The 15,473-nt window shown below is 68.4% G+C and carries 20 protein-coding genes and 1 pseudogene; 11 read left to right on the forward strand and 10 right to left on the reverse strand.

The features are described from left to right. Positions 1-565 precede the first annotated feature (565 nt). From IH26_RS58130 to IH26_RS0122805, 3 genes are all read left to right on the forward strand, one after another. Positions 566-871 (forward strand): tyrosine-type recombinase/integrase, encoded by a 306-nt coding sequence (locus tag IH26_RS58130; RefSeq protein ID WP_084599008.1) that lies wholly within the window; start codon positions 566-568, stop codon positions 869-871. A 497-nt stretch (positions 872-1,368) separates the two neighbouring features. Further along, positions 1,369-1,692: a hypothetical protein gene (locus tag IH26_RS0122800; protein WP_030438264.1), complete on the forward strand. Its 324-nt coding sequence runs from the start codon at positions 1,369-1,371 to the stop codon at positions 1,690-1,692. Continuing rightward, entirely contained in the window at positions 1,689-2,633 is a 945-nt protein-coding gene (locus IH26_RS0122805) for a hypothetical protein (RefSeq protein WP_030438265.1), read from the forward strand. The genes IH26_RS0122800 and IH26_RS0122805 overlap by 4 nt, the downstream gene beginning before the upstream one ends. A 46-nt stretch (positions 2,634-2,679) precedes the next feature. Here the strand turns inward: IH26_RS0122805 and IH26_RS0122810 are convergent, their stop codons facing one another. Next, positions 2,680-2,913, reverse strand: a complete 234-nt coding sequence (locus tag IH26_RS0122810; RefSeq protein WP_030438266.1) for a hypothetical protein — start codon at positions 2,911-2,913, stop codon at positions 2,680-2,682. Between the two features lie 772 nt (positions 2,914-3,685). On the opposite strand from IH26_RS0122810, the gene IH26_RS0122815 reads away from it, so the two are divergent. Next, on the forward strand, positions 3,686-4,231 hold the full coding sequence (locus tag IH26_RS0122815) for a Panacea domain-containing protein (protein ID WP_051808405.1): 546 nt from the start codon (positions 3,686-3,688) through the stop codon (positions 4,229-4,231). Beyond that, entirely contained in the window at positions 4,224-4,523 is a 300-nt protein-coding gene (locus IH26_RS59960) for a hypothetical protein (protein ID WP_157437335.1), read from the forward strand. Before IH26_RS0122815 ends, IH26_RS59960 begins: the two co-directional genes overlap by 8 nt. 549 nt (positions 4,524-5,072) lie before the next feature. On the opposite strand, the gene IH26_RS53825 is transcribed toward IH26_RS59960, so the two are convergent. Further along, positions 5,073-5,945: a helix-turn-helix transcriptional regulator gene (locus IH26_RS53825; protein WP_030438268.1), complete on the reverse strand. Its 873-nt coding sequence runs from the start codon at positions 5,943-5,945 to the stop codon at positions 5,073-5,075. Between the two features lie 130 nt (positions 5,946-6,075). Between IH26_RS53825 and IH26_RS0122830 the strand changes: the two genes are divergently transcribed. Both IH26_RS0122830 and IH26_RS0122835 read left to right on the forward strand, forming a co-directional pair. Beyond that, the gene (locus IH26_RS0122830) at positions 6,076-7,050 is read left to right on the forward strand and encodes a quinone oxidoreductase family protein (RefSeq protein ID WP_030438269.1); all 975 of its coding nucleotides are present in this window, start codon (positions 6,076-6,078) and stop codon (positions 7,048-7,050) included. Positions 7,051-7,168: 118 nt separating this feature from the next. Next, entirely contained in the window at positions 7,169-7,360 is a 192-nt protein-coding gene (locus IH26_RS0122835; protein WP_030438270.1) for a hypothetical protein, read from the forward strand. Between the two features lie 68 nt (positions 7,361-7,428). On the opposite strand, the gene IH26_RS64570 is transcribed toward IH26_RS0122835, so the two are convergent. Further along, positions 7,429-7,812: a sensor histidine kinase gene (locus IH26_RS64570; RefSeq protein WP_084599009.1), complete on the reverse strand. Its 384-nt coding sequence runs from the start codon at positions 7,810-7,812 to the stop codon at positions 7,429-7,431. Then, a complete protein-coding gene (locus IH26_RS64575; RefSeq protein WP_425394395.1) occupies positions 7,746-8,372 on the reverse strand; it encodes a HAMP domain-containing protein in 627 nt (208 codons plus the stop codon). Before IH26_RS64575 ends, IH26_RS64570 begins: the two co-directional genes overlap by 67 nt. 293 nt (positions 8,373-8,665) lie before the next feature. On the opposite strand from IH26_RS64575, the gene IH26_RS0122845 reads away from it, so the two are divergent. The 3 genes from IH26_RS0122845 to IH26_RS61355 are packed head-to-tail and all read left to right on the forward strand — an operon-like array spanning position 8,666 to position 10,672. Beyond that, on the forward strand, positions 8,666-9,253 hold the full coding sequence (locus IH26_RS0122845; protein ID WP_030438271.1) for a TetR/AcrR family transcriptional regulator: 588 nt from the start codon (positions 8,666-8,668) through the stop codon (positions 9,251-9,253). A gap of 12 nt (positions 9,254-9,265) precedes the next feature. Further along, complete coding sequence (locus IH26_RS0122850) at positions 9,266-10,423, forward strand: epoxide hydrolase family protein (protein WP_030438272.1); 1,158 nt, start codon at positions 9,266-9,268, stop codon at positions 10,421-10,423. A 54-nt stretch (positions 10,424-10,477) separates the two neighbouring features. Continuing rightward, complete coding sequence (locus IH26_RS61355; RefSeq protein WP_169789799.1) at positions 10,478-10,672, forward strand: hypothetical protein; 195 nt, start codon at positions 10,478-10,480, stop codon at positions 10,670-10,672. Positions 10,673-10,729: 57 nt separating this feature from the next. Here the strand turns inward: IH26_RS61355 and IH26_RS64580 are convergent. Beyond that, positions 10,730-10,915, reverse strand: a pseudogene (locus IH26_RS64580) (MmcQ/YjbR family DNA-binding protein); the annotation flags it as partial. Then, positions 10,912-11,307: an MmcQ/YjbR family DNA-binding protein gene (locus tag IH26_RS0122860; protein WP_030438274.1), complete on the reverse strand. Its 396-nt coding sequence runs from the start codon at positions 11,305-11,307 to the stop codon at positions 10,912-10,914. The pseudogene IH26_RS64580 and the gene IH26_RS0122860, both read right to left, overlap by 4 nt. Positions 11,308-11,527: 220 nt before the next feature. Here IH26_RS0122860 and IH26_RS0122865 point away from each other — a divergent pair, with 220 nt between their 5' ends. Next, on the forward strand, positions 11,528-12,373 hold the full coding sequence (locus IH26_RS0122865) for a helix-turn-helix domain-containing protein (protein ID WP_211268732.1): 846 nt from the start codon (positions 11,528-11,530) through the stop codon (positions 12,371-12,373). A gap of 336 nt (positions 12,374-12,709) precedes the next feature. Here the strand turns inward: IH26_RS0122865 and IH26_RS0122870 are convergent, their stop codons facing one another. The 4 genes from IH26_RS0122870 to IH26_RS0122885 all read right to left on the reverse strand — a co-directional run bounded on the left by IH26_RS0122870 (position 12,710) and on the right by IH26_RS0122885 (position 15,430). Beyond that, positions 12,710-13,099, reverse strand: coding sequence for a VOC family protein (locus tag IH26_RS0122870; RefSeq protein WP_030438276.1), 390 nt, complete (start codon positions 13,097-13,099; stop codon positions 12,710-12,712). Between the two features lie 120 nt (positions 13,100-13,219). Next, positions 13,220-13,651 (reverse strand): YybH family protein, encoded by a 432-nt coding sequence (locus IH26_RS0122875; RefSeq protein ID WP_030438277.1) that lies wholly within the window; start codon positions 13,649-13,651, stop codon positions 13,220-13,222. Positions 13,652-13,812: 161 nt separating this feature from the next. Beyond that, positions 13,813-14,253, reverse strand: coding sequence for a YybH family protein (locus IH26_RS0122880; RefSeq protein ID WP_030438278.1), 441 nt, complete (start codon positions 14,251-14,253; stop codon positions 13,813-13,815). Between the two features lie 154 nt (positions 14,254-14,407). Then, positions 14,408-15,430, reverse strand: a complete 1,023-nt coding sequence (locus IH26_RS0122885; protein WP_030438279.1) for an alcohol dehydrogenase catalytic domain-containing protein — start codon at positions 15,428-15,430, stop codon at positions 14,408-14,410. Positions 15,431-15,473 lie beyond the last annotated feature (43 nt).

Consider the following 15,473-nt stretch of genomic DNA (forward strand, 5'->3'; position numbering starts at 1 on the left):
CCGTCAGCCCACGCCGGATCGGCGAAATCGTCGCCGCCGCACTGCACCTGACTCACTACGAATACAAATATCTATCCGGATCTTGTTGAGATCAGGTCATTGAGCTTAGATCGGCTACCGGAATCGGTAGCTCCTCGTCTGATGGATCGGCTGTATCTGGCAGTCCCAAGACTTCGACGAAGCTTCCGCGTTCGGATCCGATGAATCGCAAGCGTGCTGCACTCTCGACTGCTTGGCTGTGTCGTCCTGTGGTACCGCGTCGAGCTCGACCCAAGACCAGGTAAGCGGCGCGAGCGATTGCCCGTTCCAGTCCAAGGATGATCCGAGCCACATCGGCCGCTGCGACACGACCGGGCTCGGCGTCCGGCCCCTCTAGCTGTGCCCGTATCTCCCTCATAGCTCAAGGCTCCTACACGTGACGTGGTGGGGTCTAGCACCTTCCCGCTGTCGTCTCGGGATGGCTGTCGCGAGGCGGGGCTGGGTACACAACCTACGTCCCTTCGGCCTCGCGCGTTTGGTGTCAAGGCGGCCTTGACGCTCCACCCGTGCTGTAACCGGCGCTGTCCTGCGTCGCTCGAACTTTCAGCGCACAAGCCGCTGGACTACAGCCGTCGCCGAAGTCGGCCTGCCCGGCTTCCACTTCCACGACCTACGGCACACCGGAAACGATCTCGCCTCCAGCACGCCCGGCGTGAGCCTCGCCGACCTCATGGCACGCATGGGACACGCCTCCACCCGCGCCGCGATGATCTACCTTCATGCCAGCCAGGAACGCGATGGAGTGATCGCAGACTCGCTCAGCGAGAAGATCCGCAAGGGCCGCGATCGGGCACGTAGCGGGCACAAGAAGCCCAAGAAGCGACAGGCATGAATGAAGGCCAGGTCCGGAACGCATCCTGACCTGGCCTTCAACCCGAGCGGGTGACGGGAATCGAACCCGCACTGTCAGCTTGGGAAAACCGCCTAGATCATCCGGCTTGATCGGTGCTCGTCCCGGAAAAGGGCCCTGACGTGCGGCTACGTTGCAACGTCATCCGGCCCCATCCGGGCTCGAACGGGTAGGTTCGGCGTCGTTCCCCAACAAGATCCCCAACAAATCTGCTTGGGGGACGGCGTCGGTTCGGGGCCTCCACACCGGAGGTTGACCTTGACGATGCACTCCACCACTCCCAATCTCTGCTCACATCCGGCGCGTGTTCTCGCGGGTGGTCAGCCTGGTAACGCCAGGCGACGGGATGCCGCCCCGGGCAGTGTGGCACTCGACCGTTACCAGACCGCTTCCAGATCGGCTCCGGGGTCGACAGCGGAAAGCCGGTGCGGCCGGCGGTCGAGGGCCACAGGTCGGGTCACTCCGACGGCGGGTGTCCGATGATCACCTGGGGCGCGATCGCCGCGGTTGTGGGCCGGATACCGAGCCAGGTTTGGGTGCTGCTCGCGGTGGTCGATCTGGTCGTCACGGTGTTGACGTGGTCGGTGGCTCGGCGGCGGATGCGCCGGGCCGGCGAGCGCGCCGCCGACCCGCAGTTGGTCGCCGCTGGCGCCGCCCGGAAACGGGACACAGCGTTGACGGTGGCCTCCATGATCCCGGCGGCGTTGTTCTGGGCGATGGTGCTTGCCGGCTCGTTCCACGGCCTGGTCTCGTTCGGTCGCAGTGTGCTCGGCTGGCAGGGACGCTGGATGGGGTCAGCGTGACGTTCGCGTTCCTCGCTTTCCGCGCGGTGCGCATGAAGAAGGCACCGGACCGCTGCTACCGGGTCGTGTGGGGCGCCGCGATCGCCTCAGCGACGGTGAACTTCGCGTACGAGTACACCCACAGCGACCACAACATCATCGCGGGCGGCTACCTGGCGCTGTTGAGTCTGTTCGGCATGGTGATGCTGCACGAGTTCTTGGACCAGTTCGAGGAGGGCGCCGCCTACGTCAAGCGCGGCAACCCGAAGTTCGGCCTGCGCTGGATCACCTGGCCGACCAACACCTTCTGCGCGGCGGTTGCCTGGCGCAACTACCCACCGGCGGAGGGCACAGCCGCCACGATCCTCAACGCCGTCGCCAACCTCGATCGAGCTCGGGCAATCAAGCGGGCCGCTCGCGATGCGAAGATCGTCGCCCGCCACCAGGAGGCTCTGGCCGCGGCGCGGCGGAAGGAGGAACTGCAGGCGGCGACGGCAGGGACGGAGCCGTCTGGCGGCGGCATCGAGGACGGCGAGGACGTAGCCGGCAAGGTCGGTGTCCCGGGATTGCCGCCGGCCGTGCCCGTCGAGGTGCCGACGGAAGTCGCGACTGCCGCGCCCGCGCTACCTACACCGCCGAGACACGACAAGGAAGAGATCGATGATGCGCGGGTTGCCGGAATGAGGGTTCCGGCGACGGCGGCGACGGTCACGGAGTGGGCGAGCCTGTGGGTCAGGATGTGTGCGGACGGAGAGTCGGTGTTGGGTCCGCTCAACGACGATGATGCTCGCGCTCGGTACGGCCTGACGGCGAAGCAGTTGCGCAATGTTCGCCACGCGGCCACGTCTGGCGCTCTTCGGCAGAAGGCGATCATGCTGGGGGTGAAACTGCCGCCGGGGTATGTCGACAACCCGGCGGGCGACCGGGTCGATGGCCATGACGTGGCCGGGGCAGCGGCATAGCAGGGCCACGATCAGCGGGGCAGGAGGCTTGGCTTCCTGCCCCGCTTCATGGCCGTGCGGTGGTGTCGGTGCTGGCGCTGGTTCCGGAGATGATGAGCAGGGTGGCTGCGAGTTCTTCGGGGTCGATGCGGAGTCCGGCGTGCAGTGCGGCTGCGGCGGCCAGGTTGAGCCCGCGGTGGTCGCCGAGGTGAACGTCGCTGGCGTCGGCGGCGAGCAGTCGGTGGAGTCGTGTGACGAAGCCGCGTGTTGCGGCTCGTGCGTCAGTGATGTGTCCGTCCATGCCTCGATCGGTTTGGCGACACCGGAGACGAATGCTTCCCACAGCAGCAGTGGCACCTGGGTGGACCACCGGCCGGGTTGGGTGGTGGCGCTGACCTGCGCATGGGCGGTCACCTCGTGCAGTAGCCAAGCCAGTTGTGCCAGGCCGGTTGCCATCGAGGAGGCGCCGGCGGTGGCCGACCAGGCCCGGCCGGGTTCGCCGACGCGGCCCTTGCCCAGGTCCTGCCAGGCGGTGGGAACGGGTATCAGTAGCGGGCATTCCATCCCGAGCGCCGCAAGGTGACCGTCGCGCAGCGCCGCGGTGATGACCTTCGGCACGCCTGCTGGGTCGCGGCCGGTGGCGACTTCGCGAACGTCTGTGACCGGCCCGTCGCCGATTGTCGCCGAGCAGTCCCAAGCGGTCCAAGCGAATCGGGAGGCGCTCGGCCGAGCGACTGAGCCGACATCCACGGCGACCACGCGTACTCGCGGCATTGTCATCCGGTCATGATGGCGGTGGCCAGGCCGCCGTGGGATCCACTGATCCGCGCTGGCGGGAAGCCGCGGCGACGGGCGGCCACCGAAGGTCGGATCACCGTATCCAGGTGTTGCGGCCGGCCAAGTACCGGCCAGCCAGCTCGCATGGAATCGGCCATGTCAGGAATCGCGCTCGAACACATGTTCGTATACCCTGGTCACCGGTGGTTGCCGCCGGAAGTGATGGCTGTTCACTGCTGACCGGCTCGCACTGATCGGTCGTTGAGCCCTGCGACATCGGAAGGTAGTTTCGAATCATGACCGCCTCCGCGCACGACATCGCCGCCGAGATCCGGCGCCGCCTGCCCGGCGTCGGCAAGAAAAAACTTCACAAGCTGCTCTACTACGCCCACGGTCACCATCTCGCCGACCTTGGAACGCCGTTGTTTTCCGAGAACGTCCGCGCGTGGCGGATGGGCCCTGTCGTCGGCAGCCTGTGGCAGGAAGAGGACCGCGGCGAACCCGCTCCTGAACCGCACGAGCTTGGTGAAGCCGAACTGAACTCCATCGGCTACACGATCTCCCGGTACGGGAACCTGACCGGCAACGACCTGGAGCGGTTCTCGCACACCGAGGAGCCATGGATCGTCAGCCGCCGCAGCTACGCCGAGGGTGGTTCGGATCGGATCAGCAACGATCTGATCCGTGACTTCTTTCGCCGGATCGACGAAGACGACGACGAGGCGGGCGCGCCCCGTGAGGTGATCCGGGACTGGCTCAGCGCAACCCGGCCCTCAGCCAATCCGCCCCTGGGTACCCCGACTAGCCGGGAGGCACTCGTAGCCAGGCTCAGCGTTGCCTAACCCCGAAGCTGGCTGGAACCTCACCAACGTCGATGAGTGCCTGGACCGGTGGGAGCAGGTATGCGCACCTGCTGACGATTTACGCCGCCTGGTCATCGCCGCGCTGCTGTCGCGAATGGATGATCCTTACGATGGCGCCCGTAGGGAGTTCGGCGGTGAGCCGAGCTTGTGGTTCTGGATGGTGCCCGGCTCGCTGTACGCAGGGCAGGCCGTGTACGTGTCGTTCATGGTGTTCGAGCGTTTGGGCACCGTCCGGATCGACAGCATCATGACGCTGTCCTGGCCCGCGTAGCCGGAGTGAAGCGCCGAAGCGGCTGGAGCGGGTGAGCACTACGAGGCATGGGGTGCTGGGTTTCTGCAAGGGACCGGCCGGCAGATTCCTTGCAAGGCAAGAATCCGCAACCTTTCGCCTCCAGGCCATGCGGCTTAGCCAGACCCTGGAACGAGTCCTTCAGCCGGAGGGGCCTCCCGGTGGCCGTTGACGCAACAGTGAAGGCTTCAGCGCGCCCATCGCCCTAGCGTTTCCCTCAAGTCCATCAGCTCGATCGTGCCGGCGCTAAGCAGTTGCGCAACGTTCGCCACGCGGCGACTTCGGGCGCGCTGCGGCAGAAGGCGATCATGCTCGGTGCGCAGCTGCCGGGCTGGTACGTGGACAACCCAGCGGCCGGGCTGATGGTCAGTCAGGCGTCCAGACCCGCCGTAAGCGGCTCGCCCCGCCGAGGCTGGTTCCCTACGGCGGTGAAGGCGGCGATCGCCGCTCCGGCCTCGGCCGGAGCGGCTGCACCGGGTGGGCCTTCTGGCTTGCTTGACAGCGCAGCAATCGCGGACCGTCCGGTCGGGGTCACCATTGCCCGACGGGTACGGCCGCCGGCGAGGGCGTGTCGACGAGGCGGGCGAGTAGCTGGAGGCGTTCGCTGTCGGGGCTGCCTTCCTCGGCGGTGTAGGCGACGATCATCGGACCCGGTGTCGTGCCGGGTAGCCGGTAGGCGTCCCAGTCCAGGGTAAGTTCGCCGACGAGCGGGTGAACGATACGCATCCGTCCGCGGGTGGTCTCTTCGATGTCGTGGCGACCCCAGAGGGTACGGAATTCGACGCTGTGCACGGCGAGTTCGCCGACCAGCTCCACGGCTCGGGAATGACCGGGGTCGGCGGCGACCGCGGTGCGCAGCATGGCGGTCAGCTCGGCGACGGTGGCCGCCCGGTCGGGGCAGGTCAGGTCGGCGCCGGGCTGCAGGAGCAGCCACAACATGTTCCGTGCTTGCCTCGGCAGGGTCGTCAGCTCGCCGAGCAGGGCAGCAGCCAACGGGTTCCAGGCAAGCACATCGAGGTGCCGGCCGACCACCAGCGTGGGTGCGGTCATCGTGCGCAGCAGCCGCAGCGTGGTCGGAGGCACCACCTCGGCCGTACGTGGCCGGCGGCGCATCGGCTTGCGCGCCGCGGCGGCAAGCGTATGCAGATGCCGGGTCTCCTCCGCGGAGAAGTTCAAGGCCCGTGCGAGGGCGTCGAGGACCTGCTCGGACGGCCGCACGTCGCGGCCCTGCTCCATCCGCTGGTAGTAGTCCGCGCTGACCCCGGCCAGCAGAGCCAGTTCCTCCCGGCGCAGTCCCGGGACTCGGCGGCGCGGCCCCGGCTCCAGTCCGACGTCCTGCGGTCGTAGCCGGGTCCTCCTGGCTTTGAGGAATTCCGCGAGTTCGCGGCGGGGGTCGTCGTCCATGCGGCCCAGTATGCGTGCGGGCGCCGACACCAAGGTAGGTCTGGCGTTCCCAGGAAAAGCCGGCCGACCGCGATCGCGGCCCGGGCCCTCAGGATCGGAGCGTCCGATATTCGCGACTGGGAGGACCACCATGAAGGCCATCCAGATCTTTTCGTACGGCGACCCGGACGTTCTCACCGTCACCGAGCTCGAGCGCCCCGAGCCGGGTCCCGGTCAGGTGCTGGTCGCCGTCTCGGCGTCCAGTGTGAACGGGCACGACGCGCTGGTCCGCTCGGGAGCCATGAAGATCGTCTCAGGGCGCCGGTTCCCGATCGGTCTCGGTCTGGACTTCGCCGGCGTCGTCGCCGAGACCGGCCCCGGCGTCGCCGGCGTCAGGACCGGCGAACCGGTGTGGGGCACGGTGCACCCCAGGGAGAAGCACGCGGTCGCGGGCGCCGCCGAATACGTCGTCGTCGCAGCGGACCGCATCGCCCCCATCCCCGCCGGGCTGACTGCGGTGCAGGCCGCCGCGCTGGTCGTCCCCGGCATCACCGCCCTGGCCGCACTCCGCGGCGCGACCCACCTGACCGCGGGTGAGAGCGCGTTGGTCCGGGGCGCGGCCGGCGGCGTCGGCACGGCCGTCGTTCAGCTGGCGCACGCGTTCGGCGGCCGGGTGACCGCACTGGCCCGGACCCGGCACGCCGCCGCGCTCATCGACCTGGGGGCCGACCAGGTCCTTGACTACCGGGAGACCTCGCCGGGCGAGATCGGCCCGTTCGACGTCATCGTCGACACCGTCGGCACCGACCTTGGCCGCTACCGCCGCCGGCTCAGCCCCGGTGGCCGCATGGTCACGGTGGGCCTGTCCGGCCCCGCGATCGCCGCGATTGCCGCGTCCACCGTTTACGGATCCCGCCGGATCCGCACGTTCAGCGCCGACCCCCGCACCACACAGCTGGCCGAGCTTGCCGAGCAGGTCGCATCCGGCACGATCGTCCCGGTGATCGACGGCGTGTACCCACTCGCCGACATCACCTCAGCGCACCGCACCTTCGACGAAGGCGGCGCCATGGGCCGGCAGATCGTGCGAATGAACGGGCCCGAGGGGTCCGGGACATCGGCGTGACACAGTTGCGTGGATCACCGAACCTCAACCGCCTCCTCACACCAGTGCCGGCGGCCTCTGCACGCCGATCCTGGCGCCGCGCCGATAGCCCTTGATACCTAATCATCGAAGGACGTCGATGGTCCGTCAGCGTGTTCTCGCCCTCGCCCTGCTATTCGCTGCGTTTCTCGCGTTGGTCGCCTCGCGCGCCTTCCCGTTCCTGGACGACATCTCCGGCGTGGCGAAGACTGCCATCACGCTCGCAGGAGCCACCTGCGGCCTGGCAGGCGTGTGGCTGTGGTTGCGCAAGACGCCCGATTCCGAAGGCTGACAGCGGCTACCGCATAGTCCGCAACCGCGCCATGCGGCCACAACCTCATCGCGGCCGGCTATCGCGCATCAGGGCGAGTGCCACGGATTCGCGGCGGAGGGCGGCTCATCGTCGGCGCGGTCGGTGGCGGGCAGCCAGAGGACGAAGGTGCTTCCACGGCCGAATGCGGAGTACGCCGCGACGTGACCGCCGTGGGATTCGATGATCTGGCGGACGATGGCCAGCCCGAGGCCGGTGCGTCGCTCTCGCGTGCGGCGGGCGTCACCGGCGTTTGGTACTACGCCAGAAGCGTCGAAGACCCGGGGCAGGTCGTCGTCGGCGATGCCCGGTCCCTCGTCGTGGACGGCGAACCACAGCCAGGAGACGGTCCGGCCGGTCGCGACGGTCACCGTCGAGTCGCCGGGCGCGAGGCGTACGGCGTTGGGCAGCAGGTTGCCGACGGCCCGGCGCAGGTGCGTCGGCGTCGCCGATCAGGTGCAGCTCGCCGGTGGTGGCGTAGCGCAGCCGCAGCGGCCGGTCGGGCAGGAACCATTCCTCGCCGGCCTTGCGGGCGATCACGGTGAGGTCGACCTGGGTGTCGGTGAGCGTGTCGGTGTCCCGGCGGGCGGTGGCCAGCAGGTCCTCGACCAGCCGGGACATTCGGTCGGTGGCGCGGTCGACCACGACGACCGCCCGAGCCCGTTCCTGCGGTGTAGCGTCCGGCGCGGTCAGAGTGGCGTCCAGATTTCGTACGGATGATCGCCAGTGGGCTGCGCAACTCGTGGGAGGCGTCGTCGATGAGCTGCCGCTGCGCGCGGAATGCCTGGTACAGCCGGCCGAGCATGGAATCGATGGTGTCCGCGAGATCGCGCAGCTCGTCCTTCGGGCCGGTGAGGTGGATGCATCGGGACAGGTCGGTGGCCTGGATCTCGCGGGCGGTCCGGGTGATCGCCCCGACGGGGCGCAGCACCCGCCCGGAGAGGATCCAGCCGACGCCGAGGCTGACCACGAACAGGCCGGCAAGCGCGATCATCGAGTACGTACGCAGCGCTTGGAGGGTGTCGTAATTGATCGCGGCCTCGATCTCGCTGACCTCGGCGACCGTCGTGGTCCCGACGTACGTCCGGTCGTTGTAGATCTTCGCGGTGCGTTCGGTGATCGGTTGCGGCGAGGTGGTCTGCGCGACCGCGAAGTAGGTGATGGCCGGAGCTGCGCCGCCGAGGGCGAACAGCAGCGTCGAGTCATGCACCTGATTACCCGCAGCTGACCCGCGGTTGACATCCGCCTCTTTGTGTACAGTACAGTACTGTACTGAGGGAGGCAGTCATGGATTCTGAACGGTCTCCGCTACGGGGGGCGGCCCGCGAGCAGGCGATCCTGGAGGCGACGGTCGCGCTGGTCGCCGAGGTCGGCTATGAGCGGGTGACGGTCAACGCGATCGCCGCCCGGGCGCACGCGTCCAAGGCGACGATGTACAGCCGCTGGCCGGGCAAGGCCGAGCTGGTCGCCGACGCCGTTCGCCGGCACGCCGATCGGGGAGTCGCCGAGGCGCCCGACACCGGCAGCTTGCGGGGGGACCTGCTGGCCGCGGTGAGCGCGATCGCCACCACTTTCGACGGCGCCGGCGGCGGGCTCACACTGCCCGGGTTGGTGGAGGCGCTGCGGGCCGATCCGGCTCTGCGGGATGTCGTGCGCGGCCAGATCGGCGACCGCTGCCGGCAGGACGGCCTGAGCATCTGCCGGCAGGCCGTCGCCCGCGGGGAGCGGGCCGACGAGACCCGGGGCCCGGAAGCGCTCGGGCTGGCGGTGGCCCACCTGTTCCTGCAGACGATTCTCGGCGGCACGCCGCCCACCACCGCCGAGCAGCAGACCTTCGTCGACCGAATCCTGCTGCCCCTGATCTGCACTGACTGAGGAGGCTTCACCATGTCCGAGCGCATCGAACCGTTCACCCTGCACGTTCCCGACGAAGACCTCGCCGACCTGCGGCACCGGCTCGCCGCGGTGCGCTGGCCGGCCGGTGGCACCGTCACCGACACCAGCCAGGGCCCGACCCAGGACAAGCTGGCCGCGCTGGTCGCGCACTGGCGCGACAAGTACGACTGGCGAGCCTGTGAGGCGGAGCTCAACAGCCTGGGCCAGTACCGGACCACCATCGACGGGCTCGACATCGACTTCCTGCACGTCCGCTCGGCCGAGCCCGGCGCCCTGCCACTGATCATGACGCACGGCTGGCCCGGATCGGTCCTGGAGTTCCGCAAGGTGATCGGGCCGCTGACCGATCCGGTCGCGTACGGTGGCGTCGCCTCTGATGCCTTTGATCTGATTCTGCCGACGCTGCCCGGGTTCGGGTTCTCGGCCAAACCGGTCGAGACCGGCTGGGGTCCCGGGCGCGTCGCCGACGCCTGGATCACGCTGATGGAGCGGCTCGGCTACCAGCGCTGGGGCGCGCAGGGCGGCGATCTGGGCTGCGCGGTCACCGACGAGATGGCCCGGCGTACGCCCGCGGGTCTGATCGGAATGCATTTGAACTTCGCCATGTTCGGCCCGGCGCCGGACGAGATCGCCGACGCCACCGAACAGGAGCGGGCGATGCTGGCCAGCGCCAAGTACTTCTGGGACACCCTGTCGGGTTACGCCAAGGAGCAGGGGACCCGGCCGCAGACCATCGGTTACTCGCTCGCCGACTCGCCGGTCGGGCAGGCCGCCTGGGTCTACGCCATGCTCCAGGACACCTGCGGTACGCCCGGGAACGCCGAGGCGAGCTTCACCCTGGACGAGATGCTCGACGACATCATGCTCTACTGGCTGCCCAACTCCGGCGCCTCGACGGCCCGGATGTACTGGGAGATGACGCAGTCCGGCTGGTCCGCGCCGGCCACCATCGACGCGCCGACCACCCTGCCGACCGGTTTCACGATGTCGCCGAAGGAACACGTGCGCAAGTCACGCCGTTGGCTGCAACGCCGTTACAGCAACGTCATCCACTTCAACGAGTTGCCGGCGGGCGGCCACTTCACGGCCCTGGAGCAGCCGGAGGGCTTCGTCGCCGACGTCCGGGCCACCTTCGCGCAGCTGCGCTGAGCAAGGCTGCGCTGACCGAGGCCGGCGTTGACGGCAGCGGTTACCGTGCCGCCGGTGACCGACGATCATCCGCGGCCGAGCCCGCTCGGTGGATTGTGGGCGTTCCTCGGCGGCGGCATGGTCATGGCCGTCACGGTGCTGCTGCTCCGTCCCGTTATCCGGCAGCAGGACCGCCCGAACTGGGGCGGCAACGGCAACGGCAACGCGAGCGGCTTCAGTGACCCGAACTTGGATCTCTTCCTGCCGTGATGCCCTGGGCTGACTGGCCCTCATCGTCGCCGAGCAGGTGCTGCCGATCGCTCGGGCGCGTTCGGGTTCGCACTTGACCGTGATGATCTGTTCGTCCGGGTCGTCGGTGACGATCAGGAACACCTTGCCCGCGACCTTGTACACGTCGAGTCCCGCTGTGAAGGGGTATCCGTGGTTGACGTCGGGGAGGGCCAGGGCCACCCGGCGGGCGGTGTCCTGGAGCCGGTCACCGGCCGCGGTCACCGGGCCGCCCGCGTGCCGGTGCCGTAGGTGTGCGGGTCGACAGGTTGCTCGGCCTTGGGCAGGTGGGCGACGACGAGCCGGTAGGAGTCGGTGACGAGTTCGGTGACGAGTTCCTTGTCGATGCCTTCTCCGCTCTCCAGGGTGATCCAGTGCTTCTTGTTCATGTGGTAGCCCGGGGTGATGTGGCGGTATTGCTCCCGCAGGGCGTGGGCCTCGCCGGGGTCGGCCTTGAGGATCACGACGGGTCGCCCCGGGACTTCGGTCATCAGCATGAACACCTTGCCGCGGACCTTGTAGACCTCCCAGTCGGGGCCGAAGGGGTGCGCCAGTTGGGCTCCGGGGAGTTCCTCCGCGCAGTCGGCGGCGGTCTGGTGCAGGGCCGATCCGTTCATGGGTGGTGAGCCCTCTCAGATGGTGACGGAATGTGGTTATCGAAGGAGCCGGAGGACGCGGGCACGTCCCATCGTTGCGTCGAAGCCGACCAGAAGGGCGGTAGGCTGCGGACACATGATGGTCGGCAAGCGACAATCCAGGCCGCGCAGGCGAGCCGGACCGGCTGCTGTTCCGCTGTACGGGTTCCAGCCCCCGGTCGGTACTCCCTACAACCTCGAGGTGAATACCGTCGAGGACTTCTTCGCCCAGCACGACGACTGGCCGTGGAACCCGGCCCATCCGGGCCGCGCCACGTTCCACTACCTCATCGCGGTCACCGAGGGTGAGTTGCGGCATGACGTCGACTACGTCACGCGGACCGTCGGCCCCGGCCAGTGGCTGTGGGTGCGTCCCGGACACGCGCAGCGCTGGCATCCGCCCGACGGTGCCCGCGGCCCGTTCATCCTGTTCGAGCCGGACGTGCTGCGGCCCGATCTCACCCGTCTGCTGGCCCCGCTCACCGCGCACGAGGCTCCTGCGGTGCTCAGCCCGCACCCCGAGGACACCGCCTGGCTGCAGCAGACGGCACTGCAGCTCCTGGACGAACACCGGGCACTGGGGCGCCGCCCCCTCGGCCTCCACCATGCCCTGCGGTGCAGCCTGCTCGAATCGCTACTGCTGCGCCTGGCCAACTCCGCGGGCATCGCCCCTATCGGCTCGGGGACGGCCGGAACGGGCCGCGCCGACCGGTACGGACGTTTCTTGGACGCCTTGGAGCTGCAGTTTCGCGAGCTGCACCAAGCCGCGGACTACGCCGAGTTGCTCGGCTGCTCGGTCCGCACCCTCAGCCGCGCCGCCCGGAACGCCACCGGCAAGACAGTGCGTGAGCTCATCGACGAGCGGCGCCTGCTGGAAGCCCGGCGCCTGCTGGGAAGTGCCCGGTGGGATGCCCGGACCGTGGCCGCCCACCTCGGCTTCACCGATCCCGCGAACTTCGGCCGCTTCTTCCGGGACCGTACCGGTCTCACCCCGGCCGCCTTCGCGGCCGGCGAGGCCACGATCGCCCCCACTTCTCTGCCTGGTTGACGATCTCTGTGGTTTTCGGCCGGTTCTCAGTCGACGGGCTCGATGGTCACGTCGCGCCGACTGGGTGAGATGACGGCAGGGGTAGGTCGAGACTGCTATCCAGATAGCGCCGTGACCCTTCGGTGTACAGGACGCCGAGAGCGAGGGACGTTTGTCCCGACCGGGATACCCCTGCGATGGACACCAGCTTGTTGAGCGGGATGTCGACGTCGATGTCCTTGAGCTTGTGCACCTGGGCGCCGCGCACCTTGACCGCGTTCGGTGCGGCGGAGCCGTTGTTGGGGCTGGTGGGTTCAGGTCCGGGTTCCTCCTCGCCGGGGCGGGCAGTCCTGCGGGTCAGGCGGTGCCGGTCGGGCGGACGTCGCGTTCGCAGACGGCGAGCACGTTGCCGGAGGGGTCGTGGAACCAGGCGAACCAGGGGCCCTTGGCGCGGTAGATCCCGTCCGGGTCGATCTGTATGGGTGTTCCCTCGTAGTGCTCGAATTCCACGCCGCGCCGGGTGAGGTCCGCGACCGTGCTGGGGAGGTCGGGGACGACGATGTTGAGGATGGTGAATCGTGCGGGCTGGTGCTTGGGGTGGGCGTACGCGACGGTGTATGCGCCGCCGGGGAGATGGATGAAGAGCATTCCGTCCCGGTCTTCGATACGCAGGCCAAGTAGGTCCTGGTAGAAGGTGCGGGTCGATTCCAGGTCGTTCACGGTGAAGGAGCTGTAGGTGTCGGTCATCAGGGTCCTTATGTTCGGTCGTTCGACGGTGGTTCGGGTGCGTTGGTGTCGCGGGGCGGGTCTCTGAGCTGTTGCCGGTGGTGGAGTCGCTCGGTGATAGCCCTCTGGTAACCGTCGCGGTCAGGAAGCGACCCTTTCGGTCACCGTTTGGGAGAAGGCCCAGTGGGAGTGCACGATGCGCCACTGGTCGCCGATGAGGCGGTATCCGTGACAGGCGTTCCAGGCGCGCAGCTGCCGCTCCTCGCCGTCCTCGTCGAGTACAAAGGTGTGCAGGTTGTACGCGAGGACGGCGAAGGTTCCTTCGTCGCTGACGTGCACCTGCGGGTTGAGGTAATCGCTGCGCACGATGTGCGGGTTCTTGTAGATGGAGTTGATCCAGGCGATGACGTTGTCCCGGCCGACCACGAGCCTTTCCAGGATCGGGTCGAAGTAGCTGACCTCGTCGGCGAACGCGTCGAGGTAGCCGGTGTTGTCACCGACGCTCCACCGCTCGTTGAAGGATTTCTCCAGCTCGATGATGGTCTTGCTGATTTCTTCCTTGTTGACGCTCATGGCGTTTCCTCTCGTGCAAGCCGCGGCCGGCCGGTTCCTGCCTGACCGACGCCTGGCGGGGTTGGATGTGTGAGTCGGTCGTCGATCAGCACGACGTGCTTGCCTGGCGCCGTGCCGGCCTCAGCGGCGGGGTGTGCTGCTCCGCAGCGCACCGTGGGGCGCTACTTCCCGATGCTGCGCCCGAGGTTGTAGCGGTCCCATGCGTCGCGCAGGGACAAGTGCCCGTGCGTCAGCAGCCACTGGCCGTCGGCCTTGCGGAATATGAGCGACATGTTCCACGTCAGGAACTGCTTCTCCGCGCCGTTGTCGTCCGGCCGGTAGGTGGTGAAGTTGAAGACCAGCAGGACCTCGTCATCGCTGAGTGGGCGGGCGGTCTCGTTCTGGTACTCCTGCCGGGCACTGCTCGCGCCCGAATGGAGGCGCTGGAAGTGGCCACGCACGGCTTCTCGGCCGACGACGAGGTACTCGGTGAATGGGTCGAAGTAGGTGACGTCCTCCGCCAGCGCGTCCATGTAGCCGGTCGGGTCGCCGCTGGTCCAGCGCCACTGGATCTGCTGCTCGAAGTCGACGAGCGTCTGGATTTCCTCGCGTGTGAGGGCCATGACATGTTCCTTTTCGAGGATCTCGGGGGTGATCTTGGGGGTCTTTCAGCGGTTCCTTCAGCGGCATCTGTCCTCGGCCGGAACGGCCGCAGGGGCGGCTCCTTCGGGGAGGACGGTGCGGGGTGGAAGAGCCGGTTCTCCGGGGGCCGGGCGGTCAGTCGGCCAGGACGACGACGTGCTTGCCCGGCGTGGTGCCGGATTCGAGGCCGGCCTGGGCGTCGCGGACTTCTTCCAGGCCGTGGTAGACCTTCGCGACCGCGACGGTGAGGCGTCCGGCGGCGATGGCCCGGAGCTGGTGGGCGAAGACGTCGGCCGGCAGGTCGGCGGCCTGGCCGCCGTAGGAGGTCAGCCGCACCCCGAACGGGATCATGAACGGGCTGAAGTCCGGGATCGTCCACTGGCCCGCCAGGGCTCCGGTGAAGCAGACCGTACCGTGGTGGCGGACGGTGCGCAGGGTGTCGGGCAGGACCGAGCAGCCCACCAGTTCCAGGGCGGCGTGCACGCCGTCCGGGAACAGCTCGCGTACCTGGTCGGCGAGGGTGCCGTTGTCGACGAGGGGGTGGTCGACGCCCGCGGCCCGCAGGTCCCCGGCCCTCGCCTCGCTGCGGGTGGTTGAGATGACGGTGGCTCCGAGGTCCTTCGCGATCGTGGCCGCGCTCAGCCCGACCGTGGAGGTGCCGCCGCGGATCAGCAGCGTCTGCCCGGCCTTCAGGTCCAGGCCGCGGGTCAGCGATCCGTAGGCGGTCTGGAACATCTCCGGCAGCGCACCGACCACGTCCCACGGCAGGCTGGTCTCGAAGGGGATGACCTGCCCGGCGGGGACGGTGACGTACTGGGCGTACGCTCCGTCGTACGAGCGGCCCATGCCGCCCATCATCGTGGCCACCTGCTGTCCCGGCCGCAGCCCGCTGTCCTCGTCTGCCTCCTCGACCATCCCGACGCCCTCGATGCCGGGCACCCGCGGATAGGTGACCACCGCGTCCGACTCGCCCTTGCGGGTGGTGACCTCGGACTCGTTGACGCCGAACGCCTTCACCTTGATCCGCACCCAGCCGGGCTTGCGTACGGGCAATGGCACATCCTGGATCTCCAGTGCGTCCAGGCCGCCGGGCCGGGCGACGACGACGGCCCGCATCGTCGCCGGGTCGGCGTCGCCGGCTGATGTGGGGTGACTCATGTCGTACTCCTTTGTTCTGCGTTCTGCGTTCTGCATGTTCTGC

This window comes from Actinoplanes subtropicus, from assembly GCF_000721705.1.
GTDB lineage: Bacteria > Actinomycetota > Actinomycetes > Mycobacteriales > Micromonosporaceae > Actinoplanes > Actinoplanes subtropicus.

What these genes read in the sequence shown, in the direction of transcription:
- IH26_RS0122800 (WP_030438264.1), top strand. Translation starts at nt 1,369, where the DNA reads ATGATCACCTGGGGCGCGATCGCCGCGGTTGTGGGCCGGATACCGAGC.
- IH26_RS0122810 (WP_030438266.1), bottom strand. Translation starts at nt 2,913, where the DNA reads ATGGACGGACACATCACTGACGCACGAGCCGCAACACGCGGCTTCGTC.
- IH26_RS0122815 (WP_051808405.1), top strand. Translation starts at nt 3,686, where the DNA reads ATGACCGCCTCCGCGCACGACATCGCCGCCGAGATCCGGCGCCGCCTG.
- IH26_RS53825 (WP_030438268.1), bottom strand. Translation starts at nt 5,945, where the DNA reads ATGGACGACGACCCCCGCCGCGAACTCGCGGAATTCCTCAAAGCCAGG.
- IH26_RS0122830 (WP_030438269.1), top strand. Translation starts at nt 6,076, where the DNA reads ATGAAGGCCATCCAGATCTTTTCGTACGGCGACCCGGACGTTCTCACC.
- IH26_RS0122835 (WP_030438270.1), top strand. Translation starts at nt 7,169, where the DNA reads ATGGTCCGTCAGCGTGTTCTCGCCCTCGCCCTGCTATTCGCTGCGTTT.
- IH26_RS64575 (WP_425394395.1), bottom strand. Translation starts at nt 8,372, where the DNA reads ATGATCGCGCTTGCCGGCCTGTTCGTGGTCAGCCTCGGCGTCGGCTGG.
- IH26_RS0122845 (WP_030438271.1), top strand. Translation starts at nt 8,666, where the DNA reads ATGGATTCTGAACGGTCTCCGCTACGGGGGGCGGCCCGCGAGCAGGCG.
- IH26_RS0122850 (WP_030438272.1), top strand. Translation starts at nt 9,266, where the DNA reads ATGTCCGAGCGCATCGAACCGTTCACCCTGCACGTTCCCGACGAAGAC.
- IH26_RS0122860 (WP_030438274.1), bottom strand. Translation starts at nt 11,307, where the DNA reads ATGAACGGATCGGCCCTGCACCAGACCGCCGCCGACTGCGCGGAGGAA.
- IH26_RS0122870 (WP_030438276.1), bottom strand. Translation starts at nt 13,099, where the DNA reads ATGACCGACACCTACAGCTCCTTCACCGTGAACGACCTGGAATCGACC.
- IH26_RS0122875 (WP_030438277.1), bottom strand. Translation starts at nt 13,651, where the DNA reads ATGAGCGTCAACAAGGAAGAAATCAGCAAGACCATCATCGAGCTGGAG.
- IH26_RS0122880 (WP_030438278.1), bottom strand. Translation starts at nt 14,253, where the DNA reads ATGGCCCTCACACGCGAGGAAATCCAGACGCTCGTCGACTTCGAGCAG.
- IH26_RS0122885 (WP_030438279.1), bottom strand. Translation starts at nt 15,430, where the DNA reads ATGAGTCACCCCACATCAGCCGGCGACGCCGACCCGGCGACGATGCGG.